This window comes from Xylanibacter muris (assembly GCF_013166605.1).
Lineage (GTDB): Bacteria > Bacteroidota > Bacteroidia > Bacteroidales > Bacteroidaceae > Prevotella > Prevotella muris.
Genome location: NZ_JABKKF010000005.1, coordinates 1 through 19696 on the forward strand (window position 1 = coordinate 1; position 19696 = coordinate 19696).

The following is a 19696-nucleotide window of genomic DNA, read 5'->3' on the forward strand; positions in this document are numbered from 1 at the left end:
GGGGATTAAGCATATAGCCTTGTAAGTCTGAAAAGAAAGAACTTAATGTCTGTCACCCCTCTTAAAGCAGCCCTGAAAGCCTTGATTTTTGCATTGAATGATTCCGCAAATGCGTTGGTAGCCCTGTTGATAAAGAAGTTCAGAACCTCATCATAATGCTCGAAAAGTGTTGCTGCAATGACATTGAAGCTTTTGAATCCGGAATCGTCCACCTTGTTGTACCAACGCGCAAGCGACAGTCTTGCCGCGTCTTTGATGGTGTTCCTGGAGAAAATCATCCTCAGTGAGTGTGTGAGTGAATAAGCCTCTTTTATGTCCGGGTATGTCTCAAAGAGTATCCCGGCTCTTAGTCTCTGACTTTCCGTCCATTTGTCGGCTGACTTGAAAAGCAGGTATCTGCTGCGTGCAAGCAACTGCTTGTGCGTATCTCCGTTTGCAAGTACGGTTGGAGTGTATGTCTCTCCCGTGCATCGGGCTTCCTCCCTTGCATCGTTGTCTGCCTGAATGGCGTCCCATCTGTGTGCGATACGCATCTCCTGCAAGGCATCACAGGCGAGCTTTTGAATGTGAAAGCGGTCTATCGTCCGTATGGCATTGGGAAAACAGCGTCTGGCTATGAGTCGCATGGAATTGGACATATCCATCGTTATTTCCCTGACCGTAAGCCTCTTGTTTTCGTCAATGCGCATAAGACACTCCGTGACGGCATCGGCGGCTACGCCCTTAACAATGGCTATGATTGTCCCTTTCCCGCCACGTGAGGCACGGTTGGTCACTACCGTGTACAGCTCACCGTTGCTCGGGGCACTCTCGTCAATGCAGATGCTTTCCCCGACGTTATCGGGGAAAACGAGCCAATCCTCCGCATGAGACAGCTCGCTCCATTCGCGATAGCCGCTGAGTATATCTTTATATTGCTTCTCGAACGTATCTCCGTTTATGTGGTAATAGCGGTCAAGCGAACGGGAGGTCGTAGGAATCGTCTCCATACACTCCTTTTAAAAAAGCCGCAAACTCCTTCGAGTAGCGGGTCCCATCGGCCTTGAGGGCATAGGTGTCGGAGAAATACCGGTTGGCCGGTATGTCATGCCATCTGCGCCTTCTGACAATCAGGTCCACGCCCTTGTCACGAATCGGGAAATCACGGATGGTCACGGCGTCAGTGAAACCCTTGGATTCAATAGCGGGATTAGCCTTGTATTCAGCCTTGACAGCCTCGTCAAGGTAAATACGAATAAGGGATGATTCCTCTTCCACACGTACAACTTCAAAATTCGAAAGTATTTCAGATGGCAGAATTAATTGTGCCAATGCCAATAGTCCTTGAGTGTTCATGATGCAAAGGTAGCACTTTTCGGATAAATAAAAGAAACTCCCCCCGGTTTGTCGGGTGAGCCGTGCCCTTCGGCAGTGCCGTTTTTTTTGCTCAGTAGCAAATCAGTGGGGATATGATATAGTGGCGGGTATCGTGTGGGAATATCCGTATTGTCGGATGGATACATCCCCATGTAGGAACATCGCTTCGCGATGTGTCCGGTGTGATGTATGTTACAAATATAGCTTGCTCATTAAAGGATATTGCCGTCTGACACGTGCCAAAGGCACGTCCCTACTTGTTGTCTCATGTGGGGATTCCTCCGCCCCTTCAATGAATGATGACACATATTCTACAAACCATGGTACATTTATACCCATTGCAGATTCGGAATGTTCCACATACCCATCCTTTCTCTCCCCGAAAGGGAGTCGGAGGGGCGTCCTTTGTAATAGGAATTATTACAAATAAAAGAGTGAATAATAAACAGCATGTCTACTGTCTATTATTCACTCTTTATTTTGTTCCTAACCCCTAAAAACGCTATGCGTTTCTGAATGTCAGTTCTGTATCGTCATAATCAATTGTTATTGGTTTGTCGTTATCGACCTCTTCTGCAAGTATCTGCCTGGAGAGATTATTCAATATAAGCCGTTGTATTGCGCGTTTTACCGGCCGTGCTCCGAATTCCGGATCAAAGCCCTCGTCTGCAAGATAGCTTACAGCATCGTCTGTTACAATGAGATGTATGCCTTGATGTTCAAGCATTTTTTTCACTGCATTTATTTGCAGGCTTACGACATCCTTTATTTCATCCTTGCTGAGAGGAGTAAACATTATTGTCTCGTCAATGCGGTTGAGGAATTCCGGGCGTATGGTCTTTTTCAGAAGTTCCATTACCTTTTCCTTTGTCTCGCTGATTACCGCATCATGGTTTTGTGGCGTGAGCCTCTCAAACTGTTGTTGTATGAATTGGCTTCCGAGGTTTGATGTCATTATTATTATTGTATTCTTAAAGTTGACGGTGCGTCCTTTGTTGTCTGTCAGCCGTCCGTCGTCAAGGACTTGAAGGAGGATGTTGAAAACATCCGGATGTGCCTTTTCTATTTCATCGAACAATACAACGGAATAGGGTTTGCGCCTTACCGCTTCCGTTAGTTGTCCGCCCTCGTCGTATCCTACATATCCCGGAGGCGCACCAATGAGTCGTGACACGCTGAATTTCTCCTGATATTCACTCATATCTATACGTGTCATCATGCTGTCGTCATTGAACAGATATTCGGCCAGGGCCTTTGCCAGTTCAGTCTTTCCCACACCCGTTGTTCCAAGAAAGATAAATGATGCTATAGGTCGTTTGGGATCCTGAAGTCCGGCACGGCTACGTCTTACGGCATCGCTTACAGCGTTTATTGCCTCGTTTTGGCCTATGACCCTTAGATGGAGCTCACCTTCAAGATTAAGCAGCTTCTCGCGTTCGCTTTGCATCATTTTCGTAACAGGAATACCAGTCCATCTGCTCACCACCTCGGCAATGTCGTCGGCTGTAACTTCTTCGCGTACCATCGCCTCGCTGCCCTGAGTGTTTTTCAGTTGCAGTCGGATGTTTTTTATGTCGTGCTCGAGTTCTTTCAACTTGCCATAGCGTATTTCCGCCACACGCTCATAATTTCCCTCGCGTTCGGCACGTTCTGCCTCAATCTTGAGATTCTCCATCTGTTGCTTGTCATCCTGGATTTTGTTGACAAGACTTTTCTCGCCTTCCCATTTGGCCCTGAATTGTTTCTCCTGGTCGCGAAGTTCCGCTATTTCTTTTTCCAGCTGTTCTATTTTGGGTTTGTTGTCTTCGCGTTTTATTGCTTCGCGCTCAATCTCGAGCTGTTTCAGCCTGCGTGTTATCTCATCCAGTTCTTCAGGCACAGAGTCGCGTTCCATCCTCAGTTTTGCCGCTGCCTCATCCATAAGGTCGATGGCTTTGTCAGGCAAGAAACGGTCGCTTATATATCTTTCAGACAATGTAACGGCTGCAATACATGCGTCGTCCTGTATCCTTACTTTATGGTGGTTCTCATATCTTTCTTTCAGTCCGCGCAGAATGCTGATCGCACTCAGTTCATCCGGTTCGTCCACCATTACGGTCTGGAATCTGCGCTCAAGGGCCTTGTCCTTCTCGAAATACTTCTGATATTCATTTAATGTTGTGGCACCTATGGAACGGAGTTCTCCACGTGCAAGCGCAGGTTTCAGAATGTTGGCTGCATCCATGGCTCCCTCACCGCCTCCTGCTCCCACAAGGGTATGTATCTCATCTATGAACAGAAGTATCTTTCCCTCGCTTTTTGTCACTTCATTGATCACGCTTTTCAGTCGTTCCTCAAACTCACCTTTATACTTTGCTCCGGCTACGAGCGCTCCCATGTCGAGAGAATAAAGCATTTTGTCTTTCAGGTTCTCCGGCACATCTCCGCGTACGATACGTTCGGCCAGCCCCTCAACGATGGCTGTCTTTCCTGTTCCCGGCTCACCGATCAGTATGGGATTGTTTTTTGTGCGTCTTGAAAGAATCTGCAATACTCTGCGTATCTCCTCATCGCGGCCTATCACAGGGTCGAGTTTTCCGGCTCTTGCCTCTTCCACCAGATTCTTTGCATACTTATCCAAACTCTGGAAATTCTCGTCTCCGGATTGCGACTGCACCTTTTGTCCCCGACGCAGTTCGTTGATGGCCGCCTGCATATCCTTTACTGTGCATCCTGCGTCCTTCATTATCCGGCTTGCTGTAGAGTCTACAGTAAGCAAGGCAAGCAATACAGGCTCTATGCTGATGAACTCATCACCCATTTTCTGTGAGAAGTCAATGGATTGCTGCAATACTTTGTTTGTGTTATTGCTCAAATAAGGCTCGCCTCCCTGTACTTTGGGCAAATGTTGTATTTCCCTGGTGGTCAGTGTTTCTATATTTGTAATGCTTACACCGAGTTTTTGGAAAATAAAGTTTGCTATATCCTTTGCCTTTATTGTTATACTGTACAACAAGTGAACAGGCTCTATGCTCTGTTGCCCGTTGCGTCGGGCAGTGTTAACTGCCTCTTGCACAACTTCTTGTGCCTTAATGGTAAATTTGTCGAATGTCATTTTTTGTCTCCTTTCTTTTTATCGTATTTTCTGAGATTATTAAGTCAAATTACATGCCTGTGCCCTATTGCTGTCATATTGGCGCGACAATGCAGGTAACAATGTTAAAAAAACGACGTTATGTCAGATTTTAATGTTTTTGATGTTAAATTTATGATAGTTTCTCGTTGATTCTCCGTATATTTGCACATTATTATAATTAGTTTATATACTCAGTGAAAAAATTAGATAGAGTATAATATAGATAAGAATAAAACTAACAAACTTACAATAAATGAAAAGAAAACTTTTACTACTATCATTGGCCGGACTGATGTCTTTAGGCTCGTTTTCCCAAAGACGTACAGACGTAATAGACCGTGGATTAGTGGCAGTGAAAACATCCTCTGGTGTTTATTGCTCATGGCGTATTTTCGGAGAGGAGTATTACGACACCAAGTATAATATCTACCGTGATGGAACAAAGCTTAACAGCAAGCCGCTTGATGTTTCAAACTTTACAGACAAAGGCGGCTCGACAGGAAGCACCTATACTGTAGAAGCTGTTGTACGCGGTGTGGCGCAGGCTAAGAGCAAGGCTGTTACTCCCTGGCAAAAGAATTACAAGGAAATAAAGATGAATCATGGCAACCTTACCAGTGTTTATATTCCGAACGATGCCTGTGCGGCAGATGTCGATGGTGACGGTGAGGTTGAGATTCTGCTGAAGTTTGACAACCTTAGCGAGATTGAAAGCGGATACAAGCCAAACGGATATAATGGCGAGTATGCTATTGTAGAGGTATATAAGCTTGACGGCACAAAACTGTGGTGGCTTGATTTCGGTCCGAACATGTCAGACTTTCAAAATAATGAGAATAACATTGTCGCCTATGACTGGGACGGTGACGGCAAGGCCGAGGCTGTGATGCGTGCGGCTGACGGTACGGTTATCCATACGGCTGATGGAAAAGAAATTGTCATTGGTGACAAGTCGAAGAACTACCGTAATCCTAATGGAGGAGGCGGTGCAAACTACTTTATGCACGATGGTGACGAGTTCCTGCTTTACCTTAACGGTGCCACGGGCGATGTCTATCATCAGATGAAGTATCCGCTTAAGCGCCTTGAAGATGGAGAGACGAATCTTGATGCGGCATGGGGTGACGGTTACGGCCACCGCTCAACAAAGCATTTCTTCGGAGCACCGTATCTTGACGGCAAGAAACCCAGCATATTCCTTGCCCGAGGTATTTATACCCGCCATAAGATGGTGGCATTCGATGTGGATCCCTCTACCCATAAGCTTATCGAACGGTGGCGCTGGGTGAACAATGAAAAAGGCTCGCCATGGTATGGACAGGGATATCACAATTATGGCATTGCTGATGTCGACTGGGACGGACGCGATGAGATTGTTTTCGGTTCGATGGTCATTGATGATAACGGAAAAGGACTGTCTACGACAGGGCTTGGTCACGGAGATGCGCAACACTGCAGCGATTTCGACCCGTATAAGCACGGTCAGGAGATATTTGCATGTAATGAAGACCGCCCAGGAAACAATTTCCGTGATGCCACAACATCAAAGATATACTACCGTTATGTTGCAGGAAGCGATGACGGCCGCGCTATAATGGGCAATTTCATAAATGAATTCCCTGGTGCGCAGGGTGTTTCGTCAAGAGATCCGAATCTTGTGAGTTCTGTAACCGCAGCAGCCATCCCGTCTCCGGGAACAAGGCATATAGCACAGAATTTCCGTATATATTGGGACGGTGACCTTTGTGAGGAAACTTTCAATTACGATAACGGGAAGAATACCGAGGGCGCCATATTGAAAGCGCGTCAGGGAAGAATAGCATTGCTTGAAGGAAGCATGACCAACAATGACACAAAGGGAACGCCATGTCTGCAAGGCGATATACTCGGTGACTGGCGCGAGGAGGTGATAATGCGTACGGCAGACAACAATATCCGTATCTATACAACGGATATGGAGACACCATGGCGCAACTACACATTGTGGCATGACCATCAGTACCGTAATGCGATGGTATGGCAGATGTGCGGATATAACCAACCTCCCCATACAAGTTATTTCCTTGGTGAATTGGAAGGCATAACGATAGCTCCGCCTCCTTTGACAACTACCGGACGTACTGAGATATCAAATGGTGCGACAATCGGTTCGTCGACAGATGGCAAGCATATAATGATGAGTGACAACGGCGATATGACCGTAGCGGTGGCTGATGGTGCGAAGCCATATATATTTACCGATAATGCCCCGACATGGGTTCAGGGAAATGACGACAACGACAATATCGTCACAGAGGTATATACGCATACACTGACAGGCGGGGCTTTTACGGGTGACATGCGTCTTGTTAAACAGGGCGACGGAATACTTCAGCTTCCAAATGTAATAGAGACCTACACCGGTCCGACAGACGTTTGGGCAGGAACTTTGAAGTTTGACGGTACGATGCAGAACAGCCGTGTATGGCTCAACCGTCATTCTGTTCTTTCTTCTGCCGGAGGCAAGTTTATGAAAGGTATACAGGCTGACTATAATGCCACTGTCGAGATTGGTACTGAGGGCGCTGCCTCAGTGGTCGAGACAGACTCGCTGATAATGAATTTCGGTTCGGTGCTTGCCCTTGACCTGTACGGTAAGAACCTTACTGCCGATATGGTTAAAGCAAACGTATTGAAGATTGAGAAGAAAGGCTGGCAGAACGGTCCTAAATATTCCACTCCCGTTATCCGTGTAGTGTCAAATGTAGCTGATGGTGAGAATACGCTTGCTGCAGGAAAATATCTTGTGGGTGAGTTTGCAAAGGTTGACGGCAATGTCGGTGACATTGTTGTTGAAGGGCTTTCCGGTGTGAAATCCGAACTTTTGTATGAAGCCGGAAAACTTTATATAAATGTGATCGGGCTTCGTGAAGCAACAGAAACAACATGGACAGGTGAGAACGGTTCGTTATGGGATGTCGGTATGACAGAGAACTTTAAGATTGACGGTGTTGCAGCTGCGGATATCTTTGTAGACGGTGATGTGGTCGTATTTAATGACAACGCGGCTGTTACAGACGTAAATATAGTAAATACAGTTTCACCGAAGTCTGTAGTCTTTGAGAATAATGAGAAGAAATATAGCCTCAATGGCGGAAGTATTGCAGGTTCAGGGAATCTTGTTAAGAATGGAACCGGTACCACGGTAATCAATAATTCCAACAGTTACTCGGGAGGTACTATAATCAACGGCGGAACACTTACCGTCAGCTCACTTGCCAATAATGAAGGTGTGGATTTCGGTTCCATAGGTGGTGTCGATGCTCTGATAACAATAAATAATGCAGCGGTTCTCAATGTGACATCAACATCGAAAACCTCTCAGCGGATTACTGTCGGTGAGGGAGGCGGAACAATCAACACAAGTAATAATGCCACACTCACAATCGAGAAACCGATAACGTCTGCGGTTAAAGCCCCTATATATAAGAAAGGTACGGGTACATTAATACTACCAATGAACAATAGGTTCGGTAAGATGTATATAAACAGCGGAACTGTGCAGGTTGAGCCGGATCTCGGCAACGACAAACCGTTTGCGGATTCCGTGATATTCACAGGCAACTCAACGCTGAGACATGTCAATTCATATAACAGCTATAATAACGACAACTCCATATTGCACGTGAACAAGGGTGTTACGGCAAACCTTTATCTTGACGGTCGCTGCAATTACCGCACAAGACTCTCTGGAGAAGGCACTTTGAATATCTATCCTCAGGATAATATCTCACGTGCACATCTCGGAGGCGATTGGAAAAACTTCCGGGGAAAGGTGAGCCTGCAGGTAAACGGCGGATATAATTACCTTGATTTTATGGACGGTGCCGACCTCAGTAACTGCACATTGGAGATAGGCAACGGATTTACCATGTCCAACGAATTCAGGAATAATTCAACTTCATCGGCAACGAAAGTGAATGTAAGAATAGGCTCGATTTCCGGCAACGGAACTCTCACCGGTGGCGGGACATATTACATCGGTGCGGATAATTCAGACATCAACTTCTCTGGAACAATCTCTTCTGCCGTACAGAAAATAGGTAAAGGTATGTGGACAATATCAAAGGCACAGCCTGCGATAGGCAGAATAACGCTAAGTCAGGGTTCCATTAATCTTGGAAACACTTTGAGCATTTCCGATTTGCTTGGCGTTTCTTCGTCTATTACAGTTTTGAACGGTGCCAAACTTCTTGGCCAGGGTGCCGTGCCTACAATAACACTCCGTAGCGGTGCGATACTTCAGCCCGGACGCAATGTAGAGGATTTTACAGGAGAGATAAAGGTAAACAAGAATGCCGTGATTCCTGCGGGAGCTATTGTCAATATGAATATAAGGAATGCGAAAAATACACTTACATCACGTTCTCATCTTAATGTTGTCGGTAATCTTAGCATGAATGGAACGGTTAACGTGACTTTAAGTCCGAGTTACGTTCCGGCTGCTGGTGACGAGATTGTGCTTTGGACGGCAGGCACATTTTCCGGGACTCCGGAGATAAATCTTCCGCAGCTGCCTCCGTCGTTGGCATGGAATACAGATAATCTGTTTACAGCCAACGGTACTCTCCGTGTGGTAGACAGTGGTGACGGTATCTTTGCCGGATCCGCAAACGAGACTGTCCGTTGTCGTGTGTTTACCACAAGCGGTATGCTTTTGGCTGAATATGAATCTGCTTTGGGAGATGCCGTAAAGACTGCTCATGATAAAGGACTGGCATCCGGTACATACGTGTTGCAGCTGCAGACGTCTAAATACAGCAGGGCGGTAAAAGTCGTGATTAAGTAAAAAAAGACACTTTTAAGTCAAAATACGCACGGAAAAAGTACAAAAAGCCAGATTTTCGTACAGAAAAGTCTGGGCTTTTTGGAAATTTGTGCGTATCTTTGTCGCAAGATAATGAAAAATATCTTTTTATTAATATTAAAACAAAACAACAAATGAAAAAGCAATTACTTTCGCTTTCACTTGCTTTGCTTGGCGCAGTAGGGGCTAACGCTGCTTTTACAAGTGGCAGCTATTGCTACACCGAGTTGAACAGGTGGCAAGTTTCCGGTGAGAATCTTATCACAGGAAATCTGAATGACGGATTGGCGGCATTGGGCTTTAAGCACAATGATGTTGCTGATCTTGGTGCAGGTATCATCGATACCTTTGAAGTTGTAACTCCCGGTGACCTCGGAATGGCGGCCATTCAGGTAAACTCCACCGGCGGAGTCGGTACGGGGGGGGAATTATTCCTCAGCAAATATATAACCTCTCCGGGTTATTATTATGTTACTTATAAAGTAAAGAGCGGCAGCGACGGCCGTCTGACAACAGGTGACGCAGCAGCGGCAAACTATCAGAGACTGTTCCTCAACAATGACGGAACGACAGTTTGTGACGCCACGGAAGAAACCGGTAACGACGGTGTAGAGGTTTCTCCTTATACAGGTCTTCGCTATGATGCGGAATGGAAAGAGATGAAATATCTTGTTACAGTCAGTGATCCATGCTATCTCAATTTCCATTTTGCAAGCCTTGTTGCCGGTGACATGCTGGCCGATTTCGGTGTATATCAGGTGCGTGAAGTTGGTGATGACCGCGTGATTGACGAATATATATCAATAATCAATGCCTATAAGGCTGACGAGAAGAACTTCCCCAACGAACGTGAGACTCTTGACCTCTTGCTGGAGTTCTTTGAAAGCACAAAAGCCGAGCTTGACAATCCTCTCGATCCGTCAGTGCTTCAGGAAGCAGACAATATGATCAGTGAATTCCTTGATGCCAACACAGTTGATGTATCCAAGTACTTCAAAAACTGGGATTTCTCAGGCGGTAATAACGGTGAGGCTAAAGGCATAAAGGAATGGAAGACTTCTGACGGTCATACAGGACGTTGGGGAGTCGTTTCCCAACTTGCGCGCAATGTAAACTATGGTGAGGGCAAATATATTGCAACTCAGTCTTATCCTCAGGGAATGGGTGACGGTTCGGAGAAAGCTCATCTTTATCAGACAGTTTCTCTTCCTCCGGGTAACTATATGTTTACATGTAAGGCATCCGGTAACTATGCTTATCGTGTAAGCAGTTCAAACAAGAATGGTGTTCTCCTGCGTGACTCTGTGACAGGCATGGGTATGTTTGTCAATAACGATACTCTGTGGTTTGACAATGTTTCAACCGTAAGTCCTACAAAGGCAAAGAGATATTCGATGGTAGGTACAGTCGCTGAAGGTGAGGATATTACAGTTGGTTACCGTACCCCCGGCTTTAGAGCTAAAGAAGGCGGTTTCTTTGCTTTCTGCCCTGTTGAAATCCGTCTTCTCGGTGGTGCTACACAGGAAGATGTTGATGCTTTCTTCTTTAAGAAGACTGTTGAGACTGCTGCCGCTGCTTTGCAGACAAGCATAGATAATGCCAAGGCTAAGCATGCTGATGCCAAGTATCTCTATGGCAAGGAAGAACTTGCTGCTGCTGCAAGCAAGGGACAGGGAATACATGATGAGTTCGTTACTGTTTATTCAAAGGCGTCTGAGGACACGATAAACAAAGGCAAGAAGATTGTAGACGATGCTGTTAAGGTGTATGATAGAGACAACGAAGTATATGTAAGACTTGGGAGTTCTATTAATACGGCTGAGACTGCATACGCTGACGAGACACGTACAGAGGGCAAGCCTGCATTGCTGACAGCAATCAATGATGCCAAGGGCGTTTACACTACACGTGTTGCCGCTTCTGTTCCTACAGCAGAAGATTCTACAGCAATGTTCACACAGATTGATGCTCTTGCCGCTGCTCTTGATGTTTATTATTCTGCAAATGCAAGTTATAATAATCCTGGTACTGTTACAATTGTTAACCCGGACTTTGCAGAGAAGGGTAATGGTTGGAATGTTACCAATGACAGTGAGGGTAAGCAGGCTTGGAAATATGGTAGCAAGGATGGTTTTGTAAACAATACTTGTATCTTTGCAAACCGTGGTAATACAACAGGACCGAAGAACGCTGTTCTTCAGACTGTAAACCTTAAGAACAATGGTCTGTATGAATTAGAATTCCAGGCTTATTCTTGGGGACAGGGCCGTCATGACGGTATCGTTACAGAACCTAACGGTGTTTGGTTTGTAACAAAGATGGGTGATACGGTTGACTCTTTGATGATTCATACTGCATCAGGAACTCCTGAAACATACAAGGTTCGTTTGAACATTACAAATGCACCGGTGGATGTTACATTCGGTATCGATGCTCTCAATAATGCTGATCCATGGGCTAACGGTGGTGAGGACCGTAGTGTTGTATGTGCTACAGACTATGGTTATAGCAGCAACACTCTTACATTCTACGGTGCATACGACAAGTATCTCCAGGATTCTATCGCTGCTGTAATCAAGCCTACACGCGATTCTCTGCAGGCTGCCGTTAATGAGGCGAAGGCATTGAACAGCGAGGCACGCAATCCTAATGGTGTAGACACTACTCCGTTCGTAAATGCAATCAACGAGGCTCAGGGTGTTGTTGATAATCAGAATGCCACACTTGATGAAATTCTCGCTCAGTTCCCGAAACTGTTCGCTGCTTCAAATGCGTTTAAGGTGAGCGGTGTTTATCCTGCAATAGGCAAATATTTCGACCTGACCACAGTTATCAAGAATCCTAAGTTCAATGAGGGTGATGACAACTTCGAGGGTTGGACATACGGTGAGTTTACTATCGGTGAGACAACAATCGCTTCCGATACTCTCTTCAACAATTCCGGTACCGGTATGCTATTCAGATATTTCGGCGGCGATATCCATGATCTTGCAAATACTAAGGCTCACTCCAAGCTTACACAGGTTCTTGCAGATATGCCGGCTGGTAACTATCACTATTTTGCAAACGCTACTTATCGTAACGTGACAAAGGGATCTTCTTATACTATCGAATCTTCAATCGTTGACGATTACACATCAGAGGTGTTCTGGCTCACAATGAACGATGAGAAGGTTGCTGTCAAGGGTCTGCTTCAGGCTGAAGGCGGTAAGGTAGAAGGTACAGGCGATAACTCCAAGTATGTGCTGCCTGGAGGCGAGTCATTCACAAACTATGACTATACACATACAGTAGATGTTGCTCCTCTGTTTGCAAAGGGCTACTATCGTCCAAGCATGGAATTCTCTCTTGCTGCAAAAGGCAACATGGAGCTTGGCTTCCTTATTGACGGTCTCAGAATGGTAGGCCAGGGCTTCTTCATGAATCCGCAGCTCCGCTACTTTGGTGACCAAAATGTTGTTGACGGTATTAATGATGTGACAACATGTGTTGAGAACGGCAATGTTTCCGGTTCTGTTTATTCAATCAGCGGAACAAAGGTCGGCAACAGCCTCAAAGGTCTTGCCAAGGGTGTATACATCATGAACGGTAAGAAGTATGTTGTGAACTAACAGTTCTTCATATATCATGAAATTAAAAAGGATGCTCCAATGGGGCATCCTTTTTTTTGTGGTAAGTTTTTGGTTGGAAATGATTAGCGGTGATTTGTCTTGTCATAATACGGCTGTTCATTCTCAGGTGTGACATCACCGCATTATTTATGGGGATTAGTATTATGATGATAAAGTTGGTTGTTTACCGTTGATTTTAATTATTCATTCAAATAAGTTTGACTTTTGTCTTAGCTACATCAAAAAATGATAAAAGCCATGATAATGTGTAACATACACTAAATTTATTTTGTTAAAATTATAAATATAGATATCTTTTTATTTGTCATTAAATTATTTTATGTTAACTTTGTAGCTGAAATTGAAATAAACAGAGGGATTATTGGGTCCTTTTGGATGCTACTTACGACAAATAACTAAAAACAAATAATAACTTAATCGGAAATTTATGAAGAAACTCATCTTTTGTTTTTCGCTTGTCTGTGCAGGCCTTATGCCGTCATGTATAGACAAGAATGAACTCGTGGATGAAGATTCCAGGCCGGATTGGCTTGGAGCCAGTATCTACGATGAATTGCAAAGTAAGAGCTCTCGTCTCCTCCAGGGTGATTTTACCACCTATCTCAAGTTGATCGATGACCTCGGTTACACGGAGACAATGAAGCGTACGGGTAGTAAGACTGTCTTTCCTGCCAACGACGAGGCTTTTGCTAAGTTCTTTGAGAGTGAGCCATGGCCCGGTGTGCACAGCTACAACGACTTGTCTATGGCACAGAAAAAAATTCTCCTTTATTCATCAATGCTTGACAACGCGTTGTTGGTGAACATGCTCTCGAATGCAAGTTCAACATCAAGCGTAGAGCCCGGTATGGCGGTAAAGCATCTTTCCGCACTTAATGCCATTGATTCCGTTACGTATTACAACATGCCGGGTATCAATGAATTCAAGGGTAATCCTTATTGGAGCCGTTTTGATAAGACCGGTGTGAATGTGGTATCTGATGCTACAACTCAGATGATTGTACATTTTACCCGTGACTATATGCTTAATAACAGCATTACCACAGCAGGTGATAAAAGTGACTTCTCGCTGCTTACCGGTGGCGAGTATACTGGTTCTGACGCATATATTTTCGACAAGAGAATCATTGTTCCTGACATTACTTGTCAAAACGGTTATATTCATCAGGTAGACAACGTGGTGGTTTCTCCCGGCAATATGGCGCAGATGCTGAAGAAAATGGACCGTTGCAGCATATTCAGCCACATGCTTGACCGCTTTGCTGTTCCTGTATATAATGGTGCGGTGACAAATAAGTTCCATGACTGGTATCATGAGCAGGAAGCTGCCGGTAATAATATGGCCGGTATAATAAATCCCGACTCTATATTTGAGGTACGCTATCTCAGTGCCCTTTCGCAAGGTGCCCTGGCATTCAATTCGGATCCGAACGGCAGGCCGGTTGCCTCAAACACTCTCCTTACTTTCGACCCGGGATGGAACGAGTATTACAGAGCTGCGGCCTCTAACACCACAGTGGAGACTGTCCTCAATGAAATAGGTGCAATGTTTGTTCCTACAGATGAGGCCATGAAAGATTATTTTGTACGTGGCGGAGGCAAGCCTATTCTTGACCGTTACAAGTTTAAGGAAAACACCGATGAGAACGTTATAGAAAATGTGGACTCTATCCCCATGCATGTTACTGCCGCATTGCTGTCTAATCTTATGAAGGTGTCGTTTGCCGATAATGTGCCAAGTAAGTTCCCGAGTATGATTGACGATGCTGCCGACCACATGGATATGGAACTGAGCTATATCAGCAAAAAGGCAGACGGCAAGTATGATATCAATATTGCCAACAATGGTGTTGTATATGTGCTGGATAAGGTTGTCGGTCCGAAGAAATATGTAGCTGTATCTGCTCCGACGATGTTCAGTACCGACCTGAAGGTCGTTGACTGGATTATTTCAAACCAGTCGGTTACTAAAGACAACAAAGATAATCCTTATTCGCTTGACCTCGACTTCTATGCCTATCTTTTGGCTATGTCGGCAAATTATGCCCTCTTTATGCCTAATGACGCTGCTTTCGACTTGTATTATGTGGATCCGGCTTCTTTGGCATACGATGAAGATGAAAATGGTAATAAGACATATTTGAATGTTCCAAAGGTGATGCACTATTATCCTTTGGAGAAAGATCCGTTTATCGGTGCGTCAATGTTCAGATATAATCCTGAGACACATGAAATTGGTGACTCTATAGGAGCGTTGGATCTTACTAAAAACATGGCTGTCGTAAAAGCTCAGCTGTCGGATATCATCAATTACCATACAGTCGTGCTTAACAGCGGAGAGCGTCTTGGCTCAAACACATTCTATAAGACAAAACATGGCGGTGAGATTATGGTTTCCGGCGGAAGCATGGATAATGACCAGCTCGGCGCAAAGGTTATGAGTGGATCTCAGATAGATAACGGTGTCGCACCGGCTGTGGTAAAGACTCCGTATGACATGGAAAACGGACATACATATATTGTAGATCATCTGATTCAGGGTCCCAGAAACAGTGTCTATTCATTCCTGAGGCACACTCCCGAATTTAAGGAATTCTATGAGCTTTGCAACGGATTTGTTCCGGAAATCCTTGAGTGGGCCGGAATTTCTTCAAATCCTGATCCTGAAACACAGATACGTCCTATCGACCGGTTTAAAGTGTTCTACCGTCCGGGTGAATATGAGGATACAGAGTCAAAGAAAGACCGCTGTATAGATAATAATATAAAGATGTTCAACTCATACAACTACACTGTATACGTTCCTAACAATGAGGCTATGGCCGAGGCTTATGGAAAAGGTCTTCCTACTTGGGATGAGATAAACAGGCTTTATGAGATTGACGAGGAAAATACCGGTCAGGGTATGCCTTCTGATGAAAAGGCAAAGGAAAAGGCATACAATATGATTGACGCAATACGCCGTTTCATCCGCTATCATTTCCAGAACAACTCCGTTTATGCTGACAATACCGTTGAAAGAGGAAACTTCTCTACATTCCTTACTGACAGCAAAGACCGCAACATGACAATAAATGTTGACGGTGGCAACGGAAAGCTTCTTGTTACTGACGCTTCCGGTATGACGCATACAATCAATGCCGGTGGCAGCAATGTGAACAAGATGGCCCGTGAGTTTGATTTTGATAAGAATGCATCTGAGGCAACATACATGAAATCGTCTTCTTTTGCAGCCGTACATGAAATCAGCCAGCCTCTTTATTATAATGTAGAAAAGAGCTTCGGTGTTAATGCCACGGCTAATGCCAAGCAGAACAAAGGCTTCCGCAAATAATATAAACTATAAAGAATTAAGATACTATGCCAAAATTTAAAATAATGCTTTCAGCCTTGCTTCTGCTTGCCGTGCAGGCAGTGATGGCGCAAGGGCAGCGCATTTCGGGAACAATTACCGACCAGTTCGGTCCCGTAATGATGGCTAATGTCGTTGAGCTTGACGCTAACAACCGTATCGTCACCGCAGCCGTTACTGATATGAACGGTAACTTCTCAATGGCAGTGAAAAATGCAAAGAACAAACTGAGAGTGTCGTATGTGGGCTATAAGACAGTAACGATGCCTATAGGCAACCGCACAAAGTTCAACGTGCCCATGACTTCGCAGACTACGGTGAAGGAGGTTACCGTCACCTCACGCCGCCGCACAAATTCCGGTGGTCTGTCTATTCCGAAACGTGAGGTTTCCGTTGCCCAACAGACAATGGATATGTCTGAGGTGGAAGGTCTTGCCTTTACCAGTGCCGATGAAGCGCTGCAAGGTAAGATTGCCGGTCTTGATATTGTTGCCGGTTCGGGTAACCTTGGTGCCGGTACACAGATGCGTCTGCGTGGTGTGACATCCATTTCCGGTAACAAAAACCCACTTATCGTTGTCGATGACCAGATTTTTGATGCTCCGGACTTTGATGCGGAGAATGCAACGGAAGAGGATTATGCTTCTCTGCTTTCTGTGAATGTTGACGATATTGCCAACATCAGTGTGCTTAAGGACGCCGCCTCTACGGCTATGTGGGGTTCACGCGGTGCGAACGGTGTTATCGAAATCAAGACAAAGCGTGGTGCACGCGGTAAAACAAAAGTCGCTTTCTCTTATAAATTCTCCGGTTATTTCCAGCCGAAGGGATATAAACTTCTGAACGGTGACGACTATACAATGCTTCTTAAAGAGGAACTTTATAATCCCCGTCAGCAGTCTGGTGCCACAACAAACATTAATGAGATTAATTATAATAAGAGTTGGGCTGACTATGAGAATTGGAACAATAATACCGATTGGGTAGATGCTGTGTCACAGTTCGGACAAGGCCATGACTTTGCTTTCAATATAAGTGGTGGTGGTCAGAAGGCCCGTTTCCGTATTTCAACATCATACCTTCACCAAAAGGGCACCATCATCAAGCAGACTCTTAACCGTTTCACTTCGCGTCTGGCTCTCGACTATGATGTGAGCGACCGTATACGTTTCATAACAACGTTTGCCTTCACTTACACCAATAACAACAAGAACTATTCCGACCTTCTCGGTATTGCCCAGCAGCTTGCGCCTAATATGAGTATCTATCGTCAGGATGCAAACGGAAAAGATACGGATGAGTTTTACATCATGAACCCGTCAGAAGGTGTGCGTAATCCTTCTTCAAAGGAGCTTAATGACGTTTATAAACTTGGCAACCCTGTGGCTATCGCGAACCTGGCATGGAGTAAGGAGAACGTTTATCGCGTAAATCCGGACTTTGCCGTACAGTATGAGCTTCTCGGTATAGAAGAAGGCAAGAGCCGTCTTACATATAAAGGTGATGTTTATTTTGATATCTATGCCAACAGTAAGCCTTCATACAGTCCTGCTGAAATATTGAAAGCTGACTGGAACAACGGAAACTATAACCGTGCATACGGTCTTGAGAGCAACTCTATGGGTTTCACTTTCAAGAATGACCTTACTTTCACTCCTTATTTTAAGAATGAAGACTGGACCTCTACCATGCGTTTCCGTTATGAGATGTATACAGGTACAAGCAGCCAGCAGTATATGACCGATCGCCGCGTTCCTACAGGACTTGATATTCCGACTCTCGGTACAGATATGGATCCGGATGGTAAGTATACATCAAGTTCTACAGGTGAGAGCCGTTCACAGAGTTGGAGTTACACAGGACACTTCTCTTATAAGAGCCGTTATGTTCTCGGTGTGGGTATTCGTGCCGATGGTAACTCAAAGTTCGGTCCGAAGAATAAATGGGCGTATTTCCCCAATTTCTCCGCACGTTGGAATATTATAGACGAACCATTTATGAAACCTCTTACTAAAGTGGTGTCAATGCTTGCTTTCCGTCCCAGCTGGGGTGTAACAGGTAACGCACCAAGTTCAGAGTCTTTGTTCTATGAGGCATATAGGACTGGTGGAAACTATGGTTCAGGTTCCGGTGTTCAGACAGCTTATCTTGAAAGATTGAAACTTGACGACCTTAAGTGGGAAACCACAACCAGCTACAACCTTGGTTTCAACCTCGGTTTGTTTGACGATAAGATTGAGGCTGAGTTCGAGTACTACTATAAGACTACAGAGGATTTGCTCATGCAGAATATTTCCATACCTTCAACATCCGGTTATGCGACACTTGCATATTCGAATGTCGGTAAGATGACTAACCAGGGATGGGAGTTGAATGTAAACTTCAACAATATCGTTAAAATAGGCAAGTTCTCGGCAAGTGCCAACTTCAATGTGTCACAGAACTATAACGAGATAGCAGAGATGGACGAGTCTGTGTTGAACTCTCTTAATAACAGCAGTGACAATATGTGGAAGGCAGACAACGGCTTGTTTATGAGTCGTATACAGGTTGGTAACCCGCTTGCTTCTATATATGGTTACCGATATAAAGGGGTATACCAATATTCTTATGATTATCTGTTGAATGTGCAGAAAGAGCAACAGGCTATTAATCCTGATTTCAATCTTGAGGACTGGATCAATAACTCTTTCTTCGCAGAAAACAAGACAGCTCCTGTCGTACGTGATGCAAATGGCAAGGTTGTAATGAATGCTGATGGAACTCCCAAGCGCATTGTCTTCGATAATGCCGGACGTAATTATCAGTTCCGTGGCGGTGATGCCATCTATGAGGATATCAACAATGACGGTGAGATAAACCAGCTTGATGTCGTATATCTCGGCAACTCTTTGCCAAAGGTTAACGGAGGTTTCGGCTTCACATTCAAATATGACCGTTTTACTTTGCGTACAAGCTTCAACTACCGTTTCGGATGTAAAGTTGTAAATACAGCACGTATGAATCTTGAGAGCATGCACACTACAAAGAATCAGACAGCTTCCGTTAACTATCGTTGGCGTAAGGATGGTGACGTGACTCCAATTCCTCGTGCGCTTTATGGTGGAACGGCTGCATTCAACTGGCTCGGTTCCGACCGCTATGTAGAGAACGGTTCTTTTGTTCGTTTCCAGTATGTAAACCTTACATACGACTTGCCGAATAAGATTGCAAAGAAATTCGGTCTTACAAGTCTTAAGATTAATGCTTCAGGAAATAACCTGTTCTGCTGGACAAAGTATAGCGGTGTGGATCCTGAGGTGTCAACAAAGGGCTGGAGCTTTGCAAATGACAAGTCTAAGACTCCGCGAAGCAAATATTTTACTGTGGGTCTTAACCTGGCATTCTAATATTGT

The 19696-nt window shown here is 44.8% G+C and carries 8 protein-coding genes; 4 read left to right on the forward strand and 4 right to left on the reverse strand.

From position 1 onward, the window contains the following. Positions 1-5: 5 nt before the first annotated feature. The 4 genes from HPS56_RS06420 to clpB all read right to left on the reverse strand — a co-directional run bounded on the left by HPS56_RS06420 (position 6) and on the right by clpB (position 4450). The gene (locus HPS56_RS06420) at positions 6-989 is read right to left on the reverse strand and encodes an ISAon1 family transposase (protein ID WP_172275346.1); all 984 of its coding nucleotides are present in this window, start codon (positions 987-989) and stop codon (positions 6-8) included. Continuing rightward, complete coding sequence (locus HPS56_RS06425; protein ID WP_172275347.1) at positions 955-1335, reverse strand: ISAon1 family transposase N-terminal region protein; 381 nt, start codon at positions 1333-1335, stop codon at positions 955-957. The genes HPS56_RS06420 and HPS56_RS06425 overlap by 35 nt, the downstream gene beginning before the upstream one ends. Before the next feature lie 213 nt (positions 1336-1548). Beyond that, positions 1549-1716, reverse strand: a complete 168-nt coding sequence (locus HPS56_RS06430; RefSeq protein WP_172275348.1) for a hypothetical protein — start codon at positions 1714-1716, stop codon at positions 1549-1551. A 142-nt stretch (positions 1717-1858) separates the two neighbouring features. After that, the gene (gene clpB, locus HPS56_RS06435; protein WP_172275349.1) at positions 1859-4450 is read right to left on the reverse strand and encodes an ATP-dependent chaperone ClpB; all 2592 of its coding nucleotides are present in this window, start codon (positions 4448-4450) and stop codon (positions 1859-1861) included. A gap of 274 nt (positions 4451-4724) precedes the next feature. On the opposite strand from clpB, the gene HPS56_RS06440 reads away from it, so the two are divergent. The 4 genes from HPS56_RS06440 to HPS56_RS06455 all read left to right on the forward strand — a co-directional run bounded on the left by HPS56_RS06440 (position 4725) and on the right by HPS56_RS06455 (position 19690). Then, on the forward strand, positions 4725-9299 hold the full coding sequence (locus HPS56_RS06440; RefSeq protein ID WP_172275350.1) for a rhamnogalacturonan lyase family protein: 4575 nt from the start codon (positions 4725-4727) through the stop codon (positions 9297-9299). A 152-nt stretch (positions 9300-9451) separates the two neighbouring features. Further along, positions 9452-12928, forward strand: coding sequence for a hypothetical protein (locus tag HPS56_RS06445; protein WP_172275351.1), 3477 nt, complete (start codon positions 9452-9454; stop codon positions 12926-12928). Positions 12929-13376: 448 nt separating this feature from the next. Next, the gene (locus HPS56_RS06450) at positions 13377-16283 is read left to right on the forward strand and encodes a fasciclin domain-containing protein (protein WP_172275352.1); all 2907 of its coding nucleotides are present in this window, start codon (positions 13377-13379) and stop codon (positions 16281-16283) included. Positions 16284-16309: 26 nt separating this feature from the next. Further along, complete coding sequence (locus HPS56_RS06455) at positions 16310-19690, forward strand: SusC/RagA family TonB-linked outer membrane protein (RefSeq protein WP_172275353.1); 3381 nt, start codon at positions 16310-16312, stop codon at positions 19688-19690. The last annotated feature ends 6 nt before the right edge of the window (positions 19691-19696 follow it).